15 protein-coding genes and 1 pseudogene are annotated in these 17,203 nt (G+C 73.1%); 2 read left to right on the top strand and 14 right to left on the bottom strand.

Translation table 11 applies throughout. From position 1 onward, the window contains the following. Positions 1-9: 9 nt before the first annotated feature. From MXD60_RS06555 to MXD60_RS06520, 8 genes and pseudogenes are all read right to left on the bottom strand, one after another. Complete coding sequence (locus MXD60_RS06555) at positions 10-2,505, bottom strand: heavy metal translocating P-type ATPase (RefSeq protein ID WP_248818071.1); 2,496 nt, start codon at positions 2,503-2,505, stop codon at positions 10-12. A gap of 22 nt (positions 2,506-2,527) precedes the next feature. Next, positions 2,528-2,740, bottom strand: a complete 213-nt coding sequence (locus tag MXD60_RS06550; protein WP_248818070.1) for a heavy-metal-associated domain-containing protein — start codon at positions 2,738-2,740, stop codon at positions 2,528-2,530. A gap of 595 nt (positions 2,741-3,335) precedes the next feature. Next, positions 3,336-3,650: pseudogene (locus MXD60_RS06545) on the bottom strand (porphobilinogen synthase); the annotation flags it as partial. After that, a complete protein-coding gene (locus tag MXD60_RS06540) occupies positions 3,647-5,467 on the bottom strand; it encodes a bifunctional uroporphyrinogen-III C-methyltransferase/uroporphyrinogen-III synthase (RefSeq protein ID WP_248818069.1) in 1,821 nt (606 codons plus the stop codon). The pseudogene MXD60_RS06545 and the gene MXD60_RS06540, both read right to left, overlap by 4 nt. 2 nt (positions 5,468-5,469) lie before the next feature. Continuing rightward, positions 5,470-6,651 (bottom strand): hydroxymethylbilane synthase, encoded by a 1,182-nt coding sequence (gene hemC, locus MXD60_RS06535; protein ID WP_518467468.1) that lies wholly within the window; start codon positions 6,649-6,651, stop codon positions 5,470-5,472. Further along, positions 6,648-8,060, bottom strand: a complete 1,413-nt coding sequence (locus MXD60_RS06530) for a glutamyl-tRNA reductase (RefSeq protein ID WP_248818068.1) — start codon at positions 8,058-8,060, stop codon at positions 6,648-6,650. Before MXD60_RS06530 ends, hemC begins: the two co-directional genes overlap by 4 nt. After that, positions 8,057-9,262, bottom strand: coding sequence for a redox-sensing transcriptional repressor Rex (locus MXD60_RS30225; protein ID WP_248818067.1), 1,206 nt, complete (start codon positions 9,260-9,262; stop codon positions 8,057-8,059). The genes MXD60_RS06530 and MXD60_RS30225 overlap by 4 nt, the downstream gene beginning before the upstream one ends. Positions 9,263-9,521: 259 nt before the next feature. Then, on the bottom strand, positions 9,522-9,833 hold the full coding sequence (locus MXD60_RS06520; RefSeq protein WP_248818066.1) for a glutaredoxin family protein: 312 nt from the start codon (positions 9,831-9,833) through the stop codon (positions 9,522-9,524). 181 nt (positions 9,834-10,014) lie between these two features. On the opposite strand from MXD60_RS06520, the gene MXD60_RS06515 reads away from it, so the two are divergent. Together MXD60_RS06515 and MXD60_RS06510 are read left to right on the top strand one after the other, a co-directional pair. After that, positions 10,015-10,932 carry a sigma-70 family RNA polymerase sigma factor gene (locus tag MXD60_RS06515; protein WP_248818065.1) on the top strand — a complete coding sequence of 306 codons (918 nt, stop codon included), beginning with the start codon at positions 10,015-10,017 and terminating at the stop codon, positions 10,930-10,932. Positions 10,933-11,217: 285 nt separating this feature from the next. Further along, entirely contained in the window at positions 11,218-12,099 is an 882-nt protein-coding gene (locus tag MXD60_RS06510) for an HAD family hydrolase (RefSeq protein ID WP_248818064.1), read from the top strand. A gap of 44 nt (positions 12,100-12,143) precedes the next feature. Here MXD60_RS06510 and MXD60_RS06505 read toward each other — a convergent pair whose 3' ends face one another. From MXD60_RS06505 to MXD60_RS06480, 6 genes are all read right to left on the bottom strand, one after another. Beyond that, positions 12,144-13,310, bottom strand: coding sequence for a lysophospholipid acyltransferase family protein (locus MXD60_RS06505; protein WP_248818063.1), 1,167 nt, complete (start codon positions 13,308-13,310; stop codon positions 12,144-12,146). A 57-nt stretch (positions 13,311-13,367) separates the two neighbouring features. Next, on the bottom strand, positions 13,368-14,423 hold the full coding sequence (locus MXD60_RS06500; RefSeq protein ID WP_248818062.1) for an NAD-dependent epimerase/dehydratase family protein: 1,056 nt from the start codon (positions 14,421-14,423) through the stop codon (positions 13,368-13,370). Positions 14,424-14,552: 129 nt separating this feature from the next. Then, on the bottom strand, positions 14,553-15,431 hold the full coding sequence (locus tag MXD60_RS06495) for an SAM hydrolase/SAM-dependent halogenase family protein (protein WP_248818061.1): 879 nt from the start codon (positions 15,429-15,431) through the stop codon (positions 14,553-14,555). A gap of 145 nt (positions 15,432-15,576) precedes the next feature. Next, complete coding sequence (locus MXD60_RS06490; protein ID WP_003948845.1) at positions 15,577-15,675, bottom strand: 30S ribosomal protein bS22; 99 nt, start codon at positions 15,673-15,675, stop codon at positions 15,577-15,579. An 83-nt stretch (positions 15,676-15,758) separates the two neighbouring features. Further along, on the bottom strand, positions 15,759-16,538 hold the full coding sequence (gene proC, locus MXD60_RS06485) for a pyrroline-5-carboxylate reductase (protein ID WP_248818060.1): 780 nt from the start codon (positions 16,536-16,538) through the stop codon (positions 15,759-15,761). A 14-nt stretch (positions 16,539-16,552) separates the two neighbouring features. Further along, a partial coding sequence (locus MXD60_RS06480) for a hypothetical protein (protein WP_248818059.1) occupies positions 16,553-17,203 on the bottom strand: 651 nt, incomplete at its 5' end.

Here is a 17,203-nt window from a genome sequence, read left to right as displayed (position 1 = left end):
CCGGCGGCGCTAGGGCCGCCGGGCAGGTGCCGAGTCGGTCCGCTCGGCCGCGGTGGGCGCTCCGACAGCGCCCGGGTCGCCCCAGCGCGCGCCGAACCGACGCAGCCGCAGGCTGTTCGTCACCACGAACACCGAGCTGCAGGCCATCGCCGCACCGGCGATCATCGGGTTGAGCAGGCCGGCGGCGGCCAGCGGCAGCGCCGCGACGTTGTACGCGAACGCCCAGAAGAGGTTTCCGCGAATCGTCCGCAACGTCGCGCGGGACAACCGGATCGCGTCGGCGATCAGCCGCGGGTCGGCATTGACCAGGGTCAGGTCGGAGGCCTCGATCGCCGCGTCCGTCCCGCCGCCCATGGCAAGCCCCAGGTCGGCCTGGGCGAGGGCGGCGGCGTCGTTCACGCCGTCACCGACCATCGCGACCGCCCGGCCCTGCTGCTGCAGCCGGCGGACGACCGCGACCTTCTCCTCGGGCAGGACCTCGGCGATCACATCCGTCGGCGGGATGCCGATCTCGGCCGCGACCGCGTGTGCCACGGCGGCGCAGTCGCCGGTGAGCAGCATCGGGTGCAGGCCGAGCCCACGCAGCGCGGCGAGCGCCGCTGCGGCAGTGGGCCGGACGGAGTCGGCGACGCTGATCAGCCCACGGACCTGACCGTCCCAGGCGACCGCGACCGCGGTGCGGCCGAGTCCCCGCTCCGTCACCAGCGCGTCGGACAGGGGCGCCGGCAGCTCACCGAAGAGCAGATCCCGGCCGACGACCACGGCCCGGCCCTCGACGGTGCCGCGCACGCCGAGCCCGGCGTCTCCGGTGAAGTCCAGGACGGGCGGCAGCGGGCCGTCCGCGCGGGCCGCCTGGGCGATCGCCCGGCCGATCGGATGCTCGCTGGCGTCCTCGGCCGCGCCGGCGATCCGCAGCACCTCGGCGACATCCTCCCCCGGCGCCGCGTGCACGGCGCTCAGCCGCATCCGGCCGGTGGTCACCGTCCCGGTCTTGTCCAGCAGCACCGTCCGCACCCGGCGGGTGGATTCCAGCACCTCCGGGCCGCGGATGAGGATGCCGAGCTGGGCGCCCCGACCCGTGCCCACCAGCAGCGCCGTCGGCGTCGCCAGGCCAAGCGCGCACGGGCAGGCGATGATCAGCACCGCGACCGCGGCGGTGAAGGCGTCCGTCGCGGGCTGCCCGGCCAGCAGCCAGGCGCCGAGGGTGACCAGCGCGGCCGCGATCACCACCGGGACGAACACGGCCGAGATCCGGTCGGCCAGTCGCTGGACGCGCGCCTTGCCGCTCTGAGCCTGCTCGACCAGCCGCGCGATGCGGGCGAGCTGGGTGTCGGCGCCGACCCGGGTCGCCCGCACGACGAGGCGACCGCCCGCGTTGACCGTCGCCCCGACAACGGCGTCCCCCGGGCCGACCTCCACCGGCACCGACTCGCCCGTGACCATGCTCGCGTCGACAGCGGACATGCCGTCGAGGACGACCCCGTCGGTCGCGACTTTCTCCCCGGGACGGACGACGAACTCGTCGCCGATGCGGAGCTCGTCGATGGGAATCCGCACCTCGGCGGGCCCGCCGGGTATCTCCGCGGGTCGGCGCACCGTCACCTCGCTGGCGCCGAGATGCAGCAGCGCCCGCAGCGCCGCACCGGATCGCCGCCGGGCCCGCAGCTCCAGGAACCGCCCGGTCAGCAGAAACACCGTGACCCCGGCGGCCACCTCGAGGTAGATCTCGGTGGCGGCACCACCGCCGTTCTCGGCACCCATGGTCATCGTGTCGTGACCGGCCGCCGCCGCGCCGGCGCCGAGATCGGCCATCGGACCGGTGAACGAGAACGGGTGCCGCAGGCCGGGCGCGCCGGCGCCGCCGAAGATCAGCGCGTAGAGCGACCAGCCGAAGGCCGCGAGCGTACCGACGGACACCAGGGTGTCCATGGTGGCGGCGCCGTGCCGGGCCGCGCGCGCCGCGGCGGCGTGGAACGGCCAGCCGCCCCAGCACACCACGGGAATCGTCAGGCCCAGGCTGACCCACTGCCAGTAGTCGAACTGCCAGGGCGGCACCATCGCCAGCACCACCACCGGCACCGCGAGCAGCGTGGAGACGACCAGCCGGCGGCGCAGCGCCCGCGGGTCCGCGCCGGCGGACCCGTCCGCGCCCGGCCGCTCGGGCTGCCCCTCGGGCTCCGGTCCGGGCGCCTTGTCCAGGCCGCCGCCGGTGGCGGGTGGTTCCACCCGGGGCATCGGCGGGCGGGCCGGCAGGCTCGCCGAGTAGCCGGCGGCCTGCACCGTCCGGATCAGCTCCTCGACCGTCACCGGCTCGGCGGCGAGCGGCTCCGCGCCCGCGACGAAGGTGACGGTGGCTTTCTCTGTGGCGTAGTTCACCGAGGCGGAGACGCCGTCGAGCCGATTGAGTTTGCGTTCCACCCGCGCCGCGCAGGACGAGCAGGTCATCCCGCCGATCGCGAGCTCGACTCGACCCGGCCCCGTGGAACCGACGCCGATGGTGGTCATCCCGTGCTCCTCCACTCGGGCGTCAGACCCGCCCGACCAGCTCGAATCCGGCCTCCACGACAGCAGCCCGGACGTCACCATCCGCGAGCGCGTCCGCGCTGACCACCGTCACCCGGCCGCCCTCGAGATCGACCTCGACGTTCGACACCGCGGGCAGCCGCTCCAGCTCCTCGGTCACCGACTGGGCACAGTGGCCGCAGGTCATGCCGGTGACGGTGTAGGCGGTCGTGGTCATCGTCGTCCTCGTCTCGTCTGCCGTGGTTTCACAACGCCGAACGGGCCGTCCGACAGCTCGAAACATACCCCTCCCCCGTATGGTCCACAACTACCCCCTGGGGGTATCCGAAGCAGGCGACGGAGATCACGGCAAACGGGAGTGGACACGGGCGGTGCCCGCCGCGACACACCGGCGGCGAGGATCTCGGGCCTCCGCGGCGGCCCGGCGGCGAGTTTGCCCGACGGCACGGCGACCGCCGACACCAGGCGGCAGCGCCGGTCCCGGCGGGGCGGCCGCACCAGGGATTCCTCGATGCTCCCAGACACGCGGGAGGCGGCGCACGACCTACCCCGGCGGCACTATCGACCCTGTCGGGGCAAACTCCACACTCACGTCACGAACACCGCAAGCTGGCACTGACGCGCACATGGCGCCACTCCAACACCGGGAATCGAACCTGCGTTCGACGCCGGGCGCGCCGCCGACCGGGCAGTGTCCGGGCGATCCCGCTGGTGGGTGAGTCGTCTCTTTGTCAGTTGTGGCCTGGTGAGCCGGTCGGGTTCCGCGGAGGGGCCGACTGGTCTGTTTGCAGGGGCCGCTGTCCGATGTGCCCCGCCTGCTGGACGATCCCGTCGGGATCGTCGGCGGCCGGGCCGCGGGCGTCCTTCTCGGCCGGCACACCGAAGAGGATCAACCCGCCGACCCCCACGTCGACCGCCTCGACGGCGGCCGTCACCAGCGACGCGCGGCTGTGCTGCACGACGCCCGGCATCGACGCGATGGGGACCGGCCGGTCCACCCCTTCCTGCACGCACAGCGGCAGCACCAGGTCCGCCGGCCGAAGCCGGACGTCGGAAACCAGCCGGCGCAGCGCTGGCAAGCGGCGCAACCGCCGGGGACGCGTGCCCGGAAACCCGGGCAGGCTCACCGTCGCGAGCCGCGCCGGGGCTTGGGCAGGCGGGCCGCCAGCGGGCCGATCTTGCCAAGCTCCTCACGGTGCTCGGCGGCGAAGTCCGCCAGCGCGGTGACCAGCGCGGGGATCGTCGCCTCCGGCGCCTGCACGTCGACCCGCAGCCCGAGCTCCTGCGCGGTCGCCGCGGTAGCCGGGCCGATCACGGCGATCACCGTGGACTCGTGCGGCTTGCCGGCGATGCCGACGAGGTTGCGCACGGTCGAGGACGACGTGAAGACAACGGCATCAACGCGGCCGCCCTTGAGGGCCTCGCGGATCGGGGCGGGCGGCGGCGCGGCCCGGACCGTGCGGTACGCGGTGACGTCATCAACCTGCCAGCCACGGTCCTTCAACCCGGCAACCAGCGTTTCGGTCGCGATGTCGGCACGCGGCAGCAGCACCCGGTCGAGCAGATCGAGCGACTCGTCGAACTCCGGCCAGTCCTCCAGCAGCCCCTCGCTGGACTGCTGACCCGACGGCACGAGATCCGGCCGGATGCCGAAGGCGCGCAGCGCGTCCGCGGTGGCCTCACCGATCGCGGCCACCTTGACCCCGGCGAAGGCGCGGGCATCCAGGCTGCGCTCCTCGACCTTCTCCTGCACGGCGCGCACGGCGTTCACCGAGGTGAAGGCGACCCACTGGTACCGGCCGGACACCAGACCGGTGATCGCCCGCTCCATGGGGGCGGCCGTCCGGGGCGGTTCGACGGCGATGGTCGGCACCTCGAGCGGGCTCGCGCCGTGCGAACGCAGCAGGTCGGACAGAATCGCCGCCTGCTCCTTGGTCCGCGGCACCAGCACCGTCCAGCCGAACAGGGCGCGGGTCTCCCACCAGGACAGCTTCGACCGGGTGGCGACCACCGGGCCGACCGAGAGCACCACCTGGGTGATGGGCGTGGAGGTGGCGTTCAGCAGCGGCGCGGCGTCGCCCTCCACCCGGTCCAGCGTGGAGGTGATCGTTCGCTGGTCGGTGGTGGTTCCGTCGACGGTCACCGCGATCGGGGTGTCACCGGGCCGGCCGTGCTCCACCAACGCCGCCGCGACCTTGCCGGTCTCAGCCGGCGCCGCAGTCACGACGAGCGTGCCGGGAAGCTGCGCGAGCATGGCCCAGTCCACGTCGCCGGGTGACGTGACCGGTGTGCCGAAACCGCCGAAGCCGGGGCTGCCCAGGCCGAGCGGTGAGCCGAAGCCACCGCTGCCGAGGCCCGCGCCGAGACCGCCACCGAGACCGGTCATCGGGCGAGCGCCCAGGCGGCCCGCACCGAATGCGGGGCCGGTCAGGGGGCCGACGGGCTCCCCGGTGCCGAACGGCGACGGCGTGGGCAGGGTGCCTGAGGAGGAGAAGACACCGGAGGTCGTCGCGAAGGTGATGGGAGATCCAGGAGCCACCCCGGCGTAGGTGGCGACGGCGGCGCCGGTGAGGATCCCGGGCACGACGCGGTAGGGAATGCGCGCCTTCGCGAGCGCCTGGGCGTCGGCGGCGCCGATGCGGGTCAGCCACGGGTCGGACGCGTAGAGCCGGACCACCTTGTCCCCGGCGCGGGCCCGGCTGACGACCGCGGCCGTCGCCGCCTCGGCGTCCCGGACCGGCTTTGCTGCCTCAAGGTCGCCGATGCGCAGCACCTCGGCGGAGAGGTTCTCCACGACGGCAGGTGCGACGTCCGGGTCGGCGACCACGAGGTCCGCCGCTGCCAGGGTCTCGACCGCCAGGACGGTCAACAGCCCCGGGTCACTGGGGCCGGCGCCCACCAGTGCAACCGGGGAGACGGGCTTCTTCGTGCGTCGGGTGGCCATGCTCAGCGATTTCCCATCAGCGAGTGTGCTCCGGCGGACAGCAGGTCGTCCGCGAGGCGCTGCCCGAGCGCCTCCGGATCGACGGCGGATCCGGTCACGTCACGCCGGAGGACGATGCTGCCATCCGGCGCGGCGACGACCGCCCGCAGGCGCAGTCGACCCACGGGGGACGCATCGTCGGCCGGTGCCACTGGGCCAGCGTCCGCCGCGAGCGCCGGTTCTGCCACTGCCAGCGCGCCGACCGGAGCGGAACATCCGGCCTCGATTCCCGCGAGGAACGCGCGTTCCGCTCGCACCGCGAGGGACGACGATGCGTCATCGAGCACAAACCGTAGCAGCTCAGCGAGCTCGCTATCGACGGGCTGACCAGGATCTGGCCACGTATGGCCACCGACCTGTCCCACACGCGGACCCTCGGCGTCACCTGCCGGCCGCCCGGCGGGGACTGCGGCACCCACCAGCGCCCGGGCCGGGCCGGCGACGGCGAGGCCCCGCAGGCCGGCGCACTCGACCGCCAGCGCGCCCTGGCCGGGCGCCGGCAGCATGATCGACGGGTCGAGGATTTCCGTGACGGCGTCGAGGCGGTCCAGGCGCGCGAGGCCCGCGTAGGCCAGGACGACGGCGTCGACCTCGCCGTCGATCGCCTTCTTGAGGCGGGTGTCGACGTTGCCGCGGATCGCGACGACGTCGAGGCCGAGCCCGAGCGCCCGCAGCTGCGCGGCGCGGCGCGGGGCGCCGGTCGCGACCCGCGCCCCGGCGCCGAGCTCCGCCAGACGGCGACCGCCAGGCGAGACGAGCACGTCCCGGGTGTCCTCCCGGCGGGGCACGGCGGCGAGGACCAGGCCGGCCGGCGTCGCCGTCGGCAGATCCTTCAGGGAGTGCACCGCGAGGTCGATCTCGTTGGCGAGCAGGGCGTCACGCAGCGCGTTGACCCACACCCCGGTTCCGCCGATCTGGCTGACCGCGGCGGACGATCGGTCACCCGCGGTGACGATCGGGACCAGGTCCACCTCGCAGCCGACCTTGTCGCGCAGCTCGGCGGCGATCATCCCGGACTGGGCCATCGCGAGCGCCGAACGCCGAGTTCCCAACCGCAGCCGGCGACCCGCGAACCGGGCGCGCAGCGCGCCGGCCCGGCCCGATGGGCCAGTTGCGTCGGAGTCGGTCCTCGTCGGGTCGGTCACGAACGCTCCACCAGATCAAGATCAGGCGCGGACACCACAGCGGGCACCTCACGCGGAAGATCGAACAGTTCCCGCAGCGCCTCGGCGTAGGAATCACCGCCGGGCGCTCCGGCAAGCTGCTGGACGCGCACGGTCGGGGCGTGCAGCAACTTGTCCACGACGCGGCGAACCGCGCCCTCCACCTGCGCCCACTCCCGATCGTCCAGGTCGGGCAGGCGGGTGTGCAACCGGGCGAGTTCGCCGTGCACGACCGCATCGGCGTGGGCGCGCAGCGCCACCACGGTCGGGGCGACCCGCACCGCGCGGCGGCGGTCGAGGAACCCGGCGACCTCCGCGGCGACCAGGCTGCGAACCGCCTCCACATCGTGCGCCACCTGCGCGCCGTCGAGCGCCACGCGCAGCGCCTCCAGGTCGAGCAGGCTCACCCCGGGCAGCGCGCGCACGGCCGGGTCGATGTCGTGTGGCAGCGCGAGGTCGAGGAAGACGAGCGGTCGCCCGCCCCGCCCGGACAGCGCCGCGGCCACCGCGTCGTGCTCGACGACGAGGCCGGTGGCACCAGTCGAGGAGATCACCAGGTCGGCCATCATGATCTCGTGCGTCAGGTCCGTCAGGCCCACGACGCGCCCGCCGTGCAGGTCAGCGACCCGGGCTGCCCTCGCTGGTGTCCGGTTCGCGATCACGATGTCCGCGGCGCCGGCCCGCCGCGCGGTCTGCGCGGCGAGCGAACCGACCGCGCCGGCGCCGACGAGAAGCACCCGCGCGCCGGCCAGGGGCAGCTGCTCGGCCTCCGGCGCGGCCCCGGCCTGACCGGATGCCACGCCGCCCGCGCCGATGCTGGGCGCTGCCACCGGCACCACCGGTTCCTCGCCGAGGATGCCCAGGCTGGACGCGGCCAGCTGGATGCCCACCGCGACGATGGACGCCCCCGCCGCGTCGATCGACGTCTCGGAGTGCGCCCGCTTCCCGACCCGCAGCGCTGCCTGGAACAGCGCGGACAGCTCGCCACTGACGCTGCCGGCGGCCTGGGCCGCCCGGAAGGCGCCGCGCACCTGCCCGAGGATCTGCGACTCGCCGACGAGCATCGAGTCGAGCCCGCAGACGACCGAGAACAGGTGGCCGACCGCGCGGGCGTCGTGGTGGACGTACAGGTGGGCGGCGAGGTCGGCGAGATCGATGCCGCTGATCCGGCTGATCTGGTCGGAGATGTCGGCGACGCCGCCGTGGAACGTCTCGACCTCCGCGTAGATCTCGATGCGGTTGCACGTGGACAGCACGATCGCCTCGGTGACATGCGTTGCGGCGATCAGGTCATGCAGCACCTTGGCGGTGTCGGTCGCGGAGACCGAGGCCTGCTCCAGCAGCGAGGTCGGCGCGGTGCGATGGTTGAGCCCCACCACCAGCAGGCTCATGCCGGCCCACCACCCACGAACCCACGGGCGAGGGGCTGCCCGGCCAGCGGCGGCAGGCCGGGGGCCGGTTGCGCCTGACCCATCCGCGCCCAGGGCGGCGCAGGCGGCCGGCCGGCCCGGTCCACCTGGCCGAATCCGGTCGGCAGAAGCGGCTGCGCCGGCCACGCCGGTACGGCTTGACGAGTCACCCGCACGACACCATCCGTCTCGGTCCTCATCCTGTCTGCCCGGGACACCCTGTCTGTCCGGGACCCCGTGTCCGTCCGCAACCCCGTGTCCGCCCGGGGCACCGTTTCTGCCCGGGACACCGCCCCGGCGCTGCCCGCCGCCGACGACACCTCGCCGGCGGCCGCCGCCTCCCCGGTCGCCGCCTCCCCGGTCGCCGCCTCCCCGGTCGCCAGCTCCCCCGGCGGCGGCGTCGGCAGCGCGGGCGCCGACCCGGCACCCGCGCCTGCCAACGGCTCGCGCACCGACTCCGCGCCGACGGCTGCCGGCGGCACCGCTGTGACCCGGGAGGACCAGGACCCGCGGGCGGCGACACCGTCCGGACCGTCCTGCTCGGCCGGCGCTGGCCGGCCGGGAGCCTGCTCGCGCGGCGAGGCGGGACGCTTACGAGCCTCGTGGAACGAAAGGATCTGAAGTTCTACAGCGAGGTCGACCTTACGCACGTCCACCCCTTCCGGCACGGACAACACCGTTGGGGCGAAATTGAGGATGCTCGTGACCCCGGCGGCTACGAGCCGGTCACACACCCGCTGGGCCGCAGCGGCCGGGGTGCAGACAACCCCGATCGTGACGGCACATTCGTCGATGACCCGTTCCAGCTCGTCGACCGGGCGGACGACCACCTCACCGACCCGCTCGCCGACCCGGTCCGGATCCGCGTCGACCAGAGCCACGATACGGAAGCCTCGGGCGTGAAACCCCGCATAGCCGGCCAGGGCATGCCCGAGATTGCCGACTCCGACGAGCACCACCGCACGGTCCTCGGTGAGGCCGAGCCGCGCCGCGATGCAGTCGAGCAGGACGTCGACCTCGTACCCGACCCCTCGCGTGCCGAAGGAACCGAGATGGGACAGGTCCTTGCGAACCTTCGCGGGAGTGACACCGGTGGCGGCCGCCAGGGTGTCCGAAGACACAGTGTGAACAGCGCCCTCCGCCAACGTGGTCAGCACCCGAAGGTAGAGCGGTAGCCGGGCCACCGTCGCCTCCGGCACCGGCGATCGCTCGGCTGCCGGTTGGCTGCGGGAGCGTCGCCGCATCACCGCGGGGCGACGTCGTGGCTGACTCATCCGCGGCTCCGATCTCCGGGCACGCGACTCCGCCCGGAGCCAGAGGCCCGAATCCGTGGCCCCGCCGCGCCCCTGATCCGGGGCTCGGCGCCACAAGTCGGTTGTCGTCGGGCAGTGTACGACTTCGTGAAGGGATTCACGAAGTGCGCGGGAGCGACCCGGACTGCGATCAGCGGCCGCGCGCGGAGCGCAGCGACCAGCGACCGCCGGCCAACGCCCGCCGGAGCCGGTCTTCCTCTACCCGCCAGTAACCATGCTCGCGGCCATCGACCAGCACGACCGGCACCCGGTCGCCGTACTCCTCCGCCAGCTGGGGATCGGCGTCAACGTCCGCCTCGCGCCATCCGACCCGTTCCTGATCCGCGACCCTGGCCACCGCGTCCCGCGCCGTCTCGCACAGATGGCAGCCTGACCGGGTGAGCAGGGTGATGCGGGTGCCGCCGTCGCCAGGGGCCGCCGGCCCAGGGGCATCGTCGTCCATCTCACGATGGTAAGTCCGGCCCGCGGCCCGGGTGGGCCGGGCCCGACGCCGGCTGCGACTGGTGCGGACGCAGTCTCCGACTGCCCGTCGTGAACATTGCGGCTACACTCAGCTACCTGACTGTTCTGCCCCCGGGCCTGCCGGCCCGTCCTGTCGTGACTCATCCTCCGGAGTCCGGGCCGTGACCGACTGCACGCTCGCCGAGCTCGCCGCCGGCCTCGCCGCCGCGCGGCGAGGTCCGGACGCGTGGCGACTCGTGCCCCTTCTGCCGGCCCGTCCGGGTCTCCGCGTCGGTCTGCGCGGCCTCCGTCGATGGATGGCCGCGGCCGCCCTGCCGCCGCCGCGGCTCGTGGCGACCGGCGGCAGGGCAGCGCAGGCGGCCGTCCAGCAGTCGACGGTCCCATCGGCGGCGGCCCACCCGTCGGCGGGGCCGAGCCTGGAGCGGGCGACGCCGCCGCCCGGGCGTGACAGTCGGCCGCCGCTGCTGCGCAGTGTGCGCACCGAGCCGGCGGCGGCGCGCGAGAACCCCGCGGCGCGGGAACGCGCCGCCCTCGTCGCCCGGGCCCGCGCGGGCGACACCCACGCGTTCGGCCTGCTCTATGACCACTATGCCGAGCTGGTCTTCCGCTATGCGTTGTACCGCCTGAACGGAGACCCCGCCGCGGCCGAGGACATCGTCAGCGAGACGTTCCTGCGCGCCTTCCGGATGATCGGCCAGTTCCGCTGGCAGGGCCGCGACATCGGCGCCTGGTTCATCACCATCGCCCGGAACCTGGTCGTCGACCAGGCCCGGTCGGCCCGGCGGCGGATGGAGATCCCGACCGCCGACCTCCGCGACGCCGCGGAAGGGACCACCGCCGGCGCCGTGCCGGGGCCCGAGGAGTCCATCCTGGCTGGGCTGACCCACCGCGAACTACTCGACGCGGTTCGGCGTCTGCGCCCTGACCAGCAGGAATGCGTGTCGCTGCGCTTCCTGGAAGGAATGTCGGTGCGCGAGACGGCGCACGCGATGGGCCGCAACGAGGGCGCCGTGCGCGCGTTGCAGCTGCGTGCCGTGCGCGCGCTCGCCCGCACGCTGGCCCAGGCGGGATCCGCCTGACCAGGGTGCGCCGGACCAGAGCGCCCTGGCCGAGCACACGTCGGATTACGCGGATCACATTGAGATCACGGCACTATCGTTGCCACGCCGGCACCTTCGCGCGGTCAGATCCGCGCTGCCTGCGGCGGACGGACGCGGTGGCGCCGTAGTCTGACGACGTGCCGAGGAACCGGATGCGGCCCGCCCGCCGAGGTGCTGGCACCCGGGCGGCGGCCGCCGCCGACCGGCCAGCCATGGTGGTCCGGGCCCAGCGGCTCCACCGCCGACCGCATGGAGAGATGACCTATGAGGGTGCGACGCAGAGGTGCGGCCGAAACCAGGCTCGCGGCCGAGGCGGCGGCGATCGCCGCCCTGAAGGTCGCCGCCGAGGAGGTACCGCGCCCGCCGCTCGACGAGTCCACCGCCGCGTTCTTCGACGTCGACAACACGGTGATGGCCGGCGCCTCGATCTTCTACTTCGCTCGCGGGCTGGCCGCCCGGGACTTCTTCGACTCGCGTGACCTTCTCCGGTTCGGCCTGCAGCACGTCACGTACCGGCTGCGCGGCCACGAGAACGCGGACGGGATCCGGGACGCGCGGGAGACGGCCCTCGCCTTCGTCGCCGGACGGTCGGTCGCCGAGATCGTCCGCTTCGGCGAGGAGATCTATGACGAGCGGATGGCCGAGCAGATCTACTCCGGCACGCACGCACTCGCCCAGCAGCACCTCGACGCCGGACAGCGGGTCTGGCTGGTGACCGCGACGCCGGTCGAACTGGCCTCGATCATCGCCCGGCGCCTCAGCCTGACCGGCGCCCTCGGCACGGTCAGCGAGGTCAGCGACGGCGCTTACACCGGCCGGCTGGTCGGCGGTCTGCTGCACGGCCAGGCCAAGGCCGAGGCGGTGCAGGCGCTGGCCGAACGGGAGGGGCTGGATCTGTCCCGGTGCTGGGCCTACTCCGACTCGATCAACGACCTGCCGATGCTCTCCCTCGTCGGCCATCCGGTAGCGATCAACCCGGACCCGGATCTGAAGGCCGTGGCCCGCGAGCGCGACTGGCCGATCAAGGACTTCCGCACTGCGCGGCGCGCGATCAGGATCGGCATTCCGGCGGCCGCGAGCGCCGGGGCGCTGGCCGGCGGCGTGGTCGCCGGCATGGCACTGCGCCGACGCGTCGCGAGTGTCTAGCCAGCGGCGGGTAGCCAGCGGCAGGACGGCAGGTCAGAAGAAGATCAGAAGAAGACCGAGCGGCGCTGCATCAGCAGGCTGTAGAGGGTGTGCTGGATGGTCTCTCGGATGCTGTCGGTGAGTTCGAAGACGAGCATCGGGTCGTCCGCGGCCTCCGGCGGGTAGCCGTCGGTCGGCACCGGCTCGCCGAACTCGATGAACCACTTCGACGGCAGCGGTACCAGGCCGAGCAGGCCGAGCCACGGGAACGTGGGAGTGATCGGCAGATACGGCAGGCCGAGCAGGCGGGCGAGACTGCGCGCGTTTCCGATCATCGGGTAGATCTCCTCGGCCCCGACGACGGTGCACGGGATGATCGGCACACCGGTGCGCAGCGCCGCCGACACGAAGCCGCCCCGGCCGAAACGCTGCAGCGTGTAGCGATCGCGGAACGGCTTGCCCACCCCCTTGAAGCCCTCCGGCCAGACGCCCACCAGGTGGCCCGCCCGCAGGAGCCGCTCCGCGTCCGGCTGGCAGGCCAGCGTATTGCCGATCTTGCGGGCGAACGGGGCGAGGAACGGCACGGCGAAGACCAGGTCGGCGGCGAGCATCCGCAGATTGCGGTGGGCCGGATGGTGATCGAGGATCGCCATCGCCATCATCAGCGCGTCGACCGGCAGGGTGCCCGAGTGGTTCGCGACCACCAGGGCTCCGCCCGTGTCCGGAATGTTCTCCAACCCTCGGGTCTCGACCCGGAAGTAGTCGCGGTAGACGGGTCGCAGCAACGGGGCGAGCAGGTGCTCGGTGAGATCCGCGTCGAAGCCGTGCTCGTCGATCACGTAGTCGCCGGTGATCCGCCGCCGCAGGAAGGCCAGCATTCCCGCGAGCGCGGCCTCCAGCTCGCCGATGGCTGCCCCCGTCGGGTTGTCCGAACCGTCGGTGTCGTCCCCGCCACCCGCCAGGTCCGGGCCGTCCCCGGGCTGCGCGGGAACGGGATGATCGGCGTCGGGCGGGCCCATGTCGACCGGGTCGCCGGCCGGTGCGCCCTGGGCCGGCTGGTCCCGCGCCGGTGCGCGACGACGTGCGGGCACGCCAGCCTGGGCGCGCGAACCGCGACGGCGAACCGGGCGGGCGCTGGGCGCGCCGTCGGCCCGCCCGTCCGTGTTCAGCGGAATGATCTGGGCGTCGCCCGCCCGGCCGGCGTCCTGCTTGTTCTCGTCACGGTCCCCCATGCGCCGAGCCTCCCCCAGCATCCGGGCCCGCCCAGGCGTCGCCGCAGGTCAGGCGGGTCATGACGGGCCCACCAGACAGCGGTTTCGCAGGGAGCCGAGCAGACCGTTCTCGATCCGGGAGACCAGTTCCCGGTCGACGGTGAACCGCAGCTCGCGAGCGCGAACGAAGGCGTCGAAGGTCTCCACGGTCGAATACCGAGGCCGGTAGCCGAACACCGTGGTCAGTCGCGTCGTGTCGACGGCACGGCCGTGGGCGAGCAGGTCGAGCTGCTCGGCCGAGAAGTCGACCAGCCGAAGTCTGCGCGCGGCGCCGCCGAGTGCGCCGATCGCCGGGAACGGCACCGGCAGACCGGGACGGCCAGCGCGGCGGATCGCCTGCGACAGCAGCAGCACTCCCTCGCCGGCGACGTTGAACGTTCCCGCGTGGTCCTCGCGGGTGGCGCGCATCAGCACGGCGAGGGCATCCTCGGAGTGCAGGAGCTGGATGCGGGGATCGAACCCCAGCACGGTGGGCACGACGGGCAGGTCGAGGTAGCGGGCGAGCGGACTGTCCACCTGCGGTCCGAGAACGTTGGTGAAGCGCAGGACGGTGACGGCGATGTCGGGGCGACGCCGGCCGAACCCGCGGACGTAGCCCTCGACCTCCACGGCGTCCTTGGCGTAGCCGGCGGTCGGCAGCGCGCGCGGCTCGGTGTCCTCGGTGAACAGCGCCGGGTCCCGCGGGGAGGACCCGTAGATCGATGTCGTGGACTTCACCACCAGCTTGGTGACGCTCCTCGCCTTCTGACAGGCGGCGAGGAGCTGCATCGTGCCGATGACGTTGGTCTCCTTCATCGCGGTCCGACCGCCCGCGCCCAGCGGCGTCGCGATGACATTGAGATGCAGCACGGTGTCGATCTCCGTCGTGGAGATCACTTTTGCGATCAGCGGATGCCTGATGTCGGCCCGGACGAAACGCGTCCGACCGAGATCCGCGTCGGGATCGATCGTGTCGGGACTGACCGTGTCAACACCGACCACCGCCTCGATGTCGGGATCGGCCGCGAGCGCCGCGGCAACCTGGGCGCCCAACGGCCGGGCGACACCGGTCACCAGCACCCGGCGTGGTCTCATCGTCGTCTCCCCGGAACGCGGTCTCCCCGCAACACCGAAGGCGATGTTCCCGACCCCGGCCAGCGGTCATCGTACGCCCACACTCGGCGCATTCGCTGCGCAGCGTGAGACAGTCCGGCGTGTCAACTACTAAGCGTAATTGAAATTCGGGGGGAAACGGAGATCCTGGATGATCTGGAATGGCGACGCGTCGCGCGGCGCCTGGCTGACGACCACCGGATCCTGGCGTCGCAACCGCAGCGTGTCGGAGGCCCGGCCGCAGTTCACCGCGATCATCACTCGGCGCAGCGCGTCCTCGCACACTGTCACCCCGCCACGGGGAACCTCGCCGTAGGTGTGCGTGAAGGTAAGGCGCATGATCCGCGTTCCCGCGCGGACCTCGACCGGATCACCGATCATGATGCCGGCCGCCTCCAGGTCGAGGCGCGTCATGTTCAGCGACATGTTGCCGAAGTGGTCGATGGACACGACCTCGCCGTGAACGTGATCGTCATCGACGACGCACGTCCGGGGCCGGAACTGGGTGAGCGTGTCCGGCTCGAGCCTAGGCCCGACGTCCGCCAGGTCCATACCCGCCGCGAGCCGCGCCGCGACCGGCGCGTACACGTCCCGCCCACGGAACACCGCGGTGGGCAGCGGTAGCCACAGCTCCCGGTTGGCGATCTCGTGGACGGATTCGATTCCGCCGAGAGCGTCCCAGGCCAGCGACGCGACCCCGTTGTCGGGGCAGACGAAGATCGACCCGTGGGTCGTGCGCACCGCCACACCATGGGTGTAGCCGTCCACATCGAGCCGTTCGACGACGACGAGGTGGACACCGGTCGGCAGGTAGCCGACCGCGTCGGCCAGGGTGATGGCGGCGTGCTCCACGTCCTGCGGAGCGATCGAATGACACACGTCGAGCACGCGGGTGGCCGGCGCATGACGAGCTATCACCCCGTGGCACACCCCGACGCACGAGTCGTCCGCGCCATAGTCAGACAGGAAGTTGATCCACGAATCCGTCATCGGCGTACCCCTGCCTGCGCGTCCGGTGCTCCGCCCACTGGTAGGACAAGCCTGCCACAGGGCAATCGTTCAGGCACGTAGAGCGAGCATGCGTGGGCGCCGCGGCGTAGCCGCGACGACCCCGCCTGGCGCGGGGGGCCGCGACCTACTTCTTGTTACGACGCTGGACGCGGGTGCGCTTCAGCAGCTTGCGATGCTTCTTCTTGGCCATCCGCTTACGACGCTTCTTGATGACTGAGCCCACGTACCCGACCGATCTATGTTGAGGAGGTTACCGAGCGAGCCTACCCGTCTCGGCGACGAGGCACGGGAGCGCGGTGGTCCGGACTAGGCGCGGCCGAGTTCACGCGAACGGTCGCGGGCCGCCTCGAGGGCGTCCATCAGGGCGGCGCGCACCCCGTGCCGATCGAGCTCGCGCAGCGCGGCGATCGTGGTGCCGGCCGGTGAGGTGACGGCCTCCCGGAGCAGGGCGGGGTGCTCACCGTCGAGCAGCATCCGCGCGGAGCCCAGGGCGGTCTGGTTGACCAGCCGGGCCGCCAGCGGGCGCGGCAGGCCGAGCAGCACACCGGCCTCGACCATCGCCTCGACCAGGTAGAAGAAGTACGCCGGCCCGGAGCCGGACAGCGCCGTCACCGCGTCGAGCTGGGCCTCCGAGACCCGGAGTACCTGACCGACCGGGGCGAGCAGCGCCGTCGCGGCGGCGAGCTGCTCCTCGCCGGCGTACGCGCCCGCGCAGATCGCCGACATCGCCTCCCCGACGAGCAGCGGCGTGTTCGTCATGACCCTGATGACCGGCGGGCACGACGGCAGGTGCTGCTCGATCGCGTCGGTGGTCACCCCGGCCGCCAGCGACACGACGAGGGTCTCCGCCGACACCTGGGCGGCGATCTCGGCCAGCAGCGCGCCGACGTCCTGCGGCTTGACGACGATCAGCAGCACGTCCGCCCTGGCCGCGACGGCCGCCGGCGAATCCACGGCCACCCCGTGCCGGGCGGTGATCTCGCGGGCGCGGTCCGGGTCCTTCTCGGCCACGACGACATCCCCGGCCGGGTGGCCGGCGGTCAACAGGCCGGAGAGCACCGCCCCGCCGAGCCGTCCCACACCCATGAGCCCAACGATCATTACCCTCGCTCCGTCCAGTTCCGACCGACTCCGCCGGCTGGAGGGTACGGTGCGGCCCGACGCGGATACTCGGCCGGGCCGCTCTGGGCTTCATGGCCCCAGCCGGCCTCATGGACCAGCTCGCCCGGATAGGCCTCGTCCAGGTAGTCCGGATCGGCGGGCAGGCGGCTGGGACCGGTCAGCGAGCCGCCCGCCGCAGCCCAGCCATTCCCCTGCGCGTCCCATCCCGTGTGCGTCGGCCCGGCGGACTGCCACCGCGGAGCATCGTGGCCCGCCGGCGGCCGGGCATACCCCTCGTCGACCCAGATGCCGTCCGAGTCCGAGTCCGGCTCCACCCAGGCGTCCTCCGCCGACCCGGAGTCATCGGGCCACCCGGAGTCACCGGGTCGGTCGGAATCGCTGGGCCACCTGGAGTCGCTGGGCCGGTCGGTGACCTGGTCATAGAACGCCGGCGGTCCGTGGCCCACGGGAGCGTTGCCATAGCCCGCGTGGGCGCTGGCGTCGTCCCGGCGTGCCGACCAGGCCTGTTCGGCGGGGTCGCCGACCGGCCACCCGCCGACGTCCTGGGAGTCGCCCACCCGGCCCTCCCGAGCCCAGGCAGCCTGCTCGCCGCTGTCGGCGGTGCGGCTGCGCGGTACGCCGGCGTACCG

The organism is Frankia sp. AgB32 (genome assembly GCF_023243045.1).
GTDB lineage: Bacteria > Actinomycetota > Actinomycetes > Frankiales > Frankiaceae > Frankia.
Note: the sequence above shows the minus strand (reverse complement) of the source record. Positions and strands in the feature narration are given on the sequence as shown.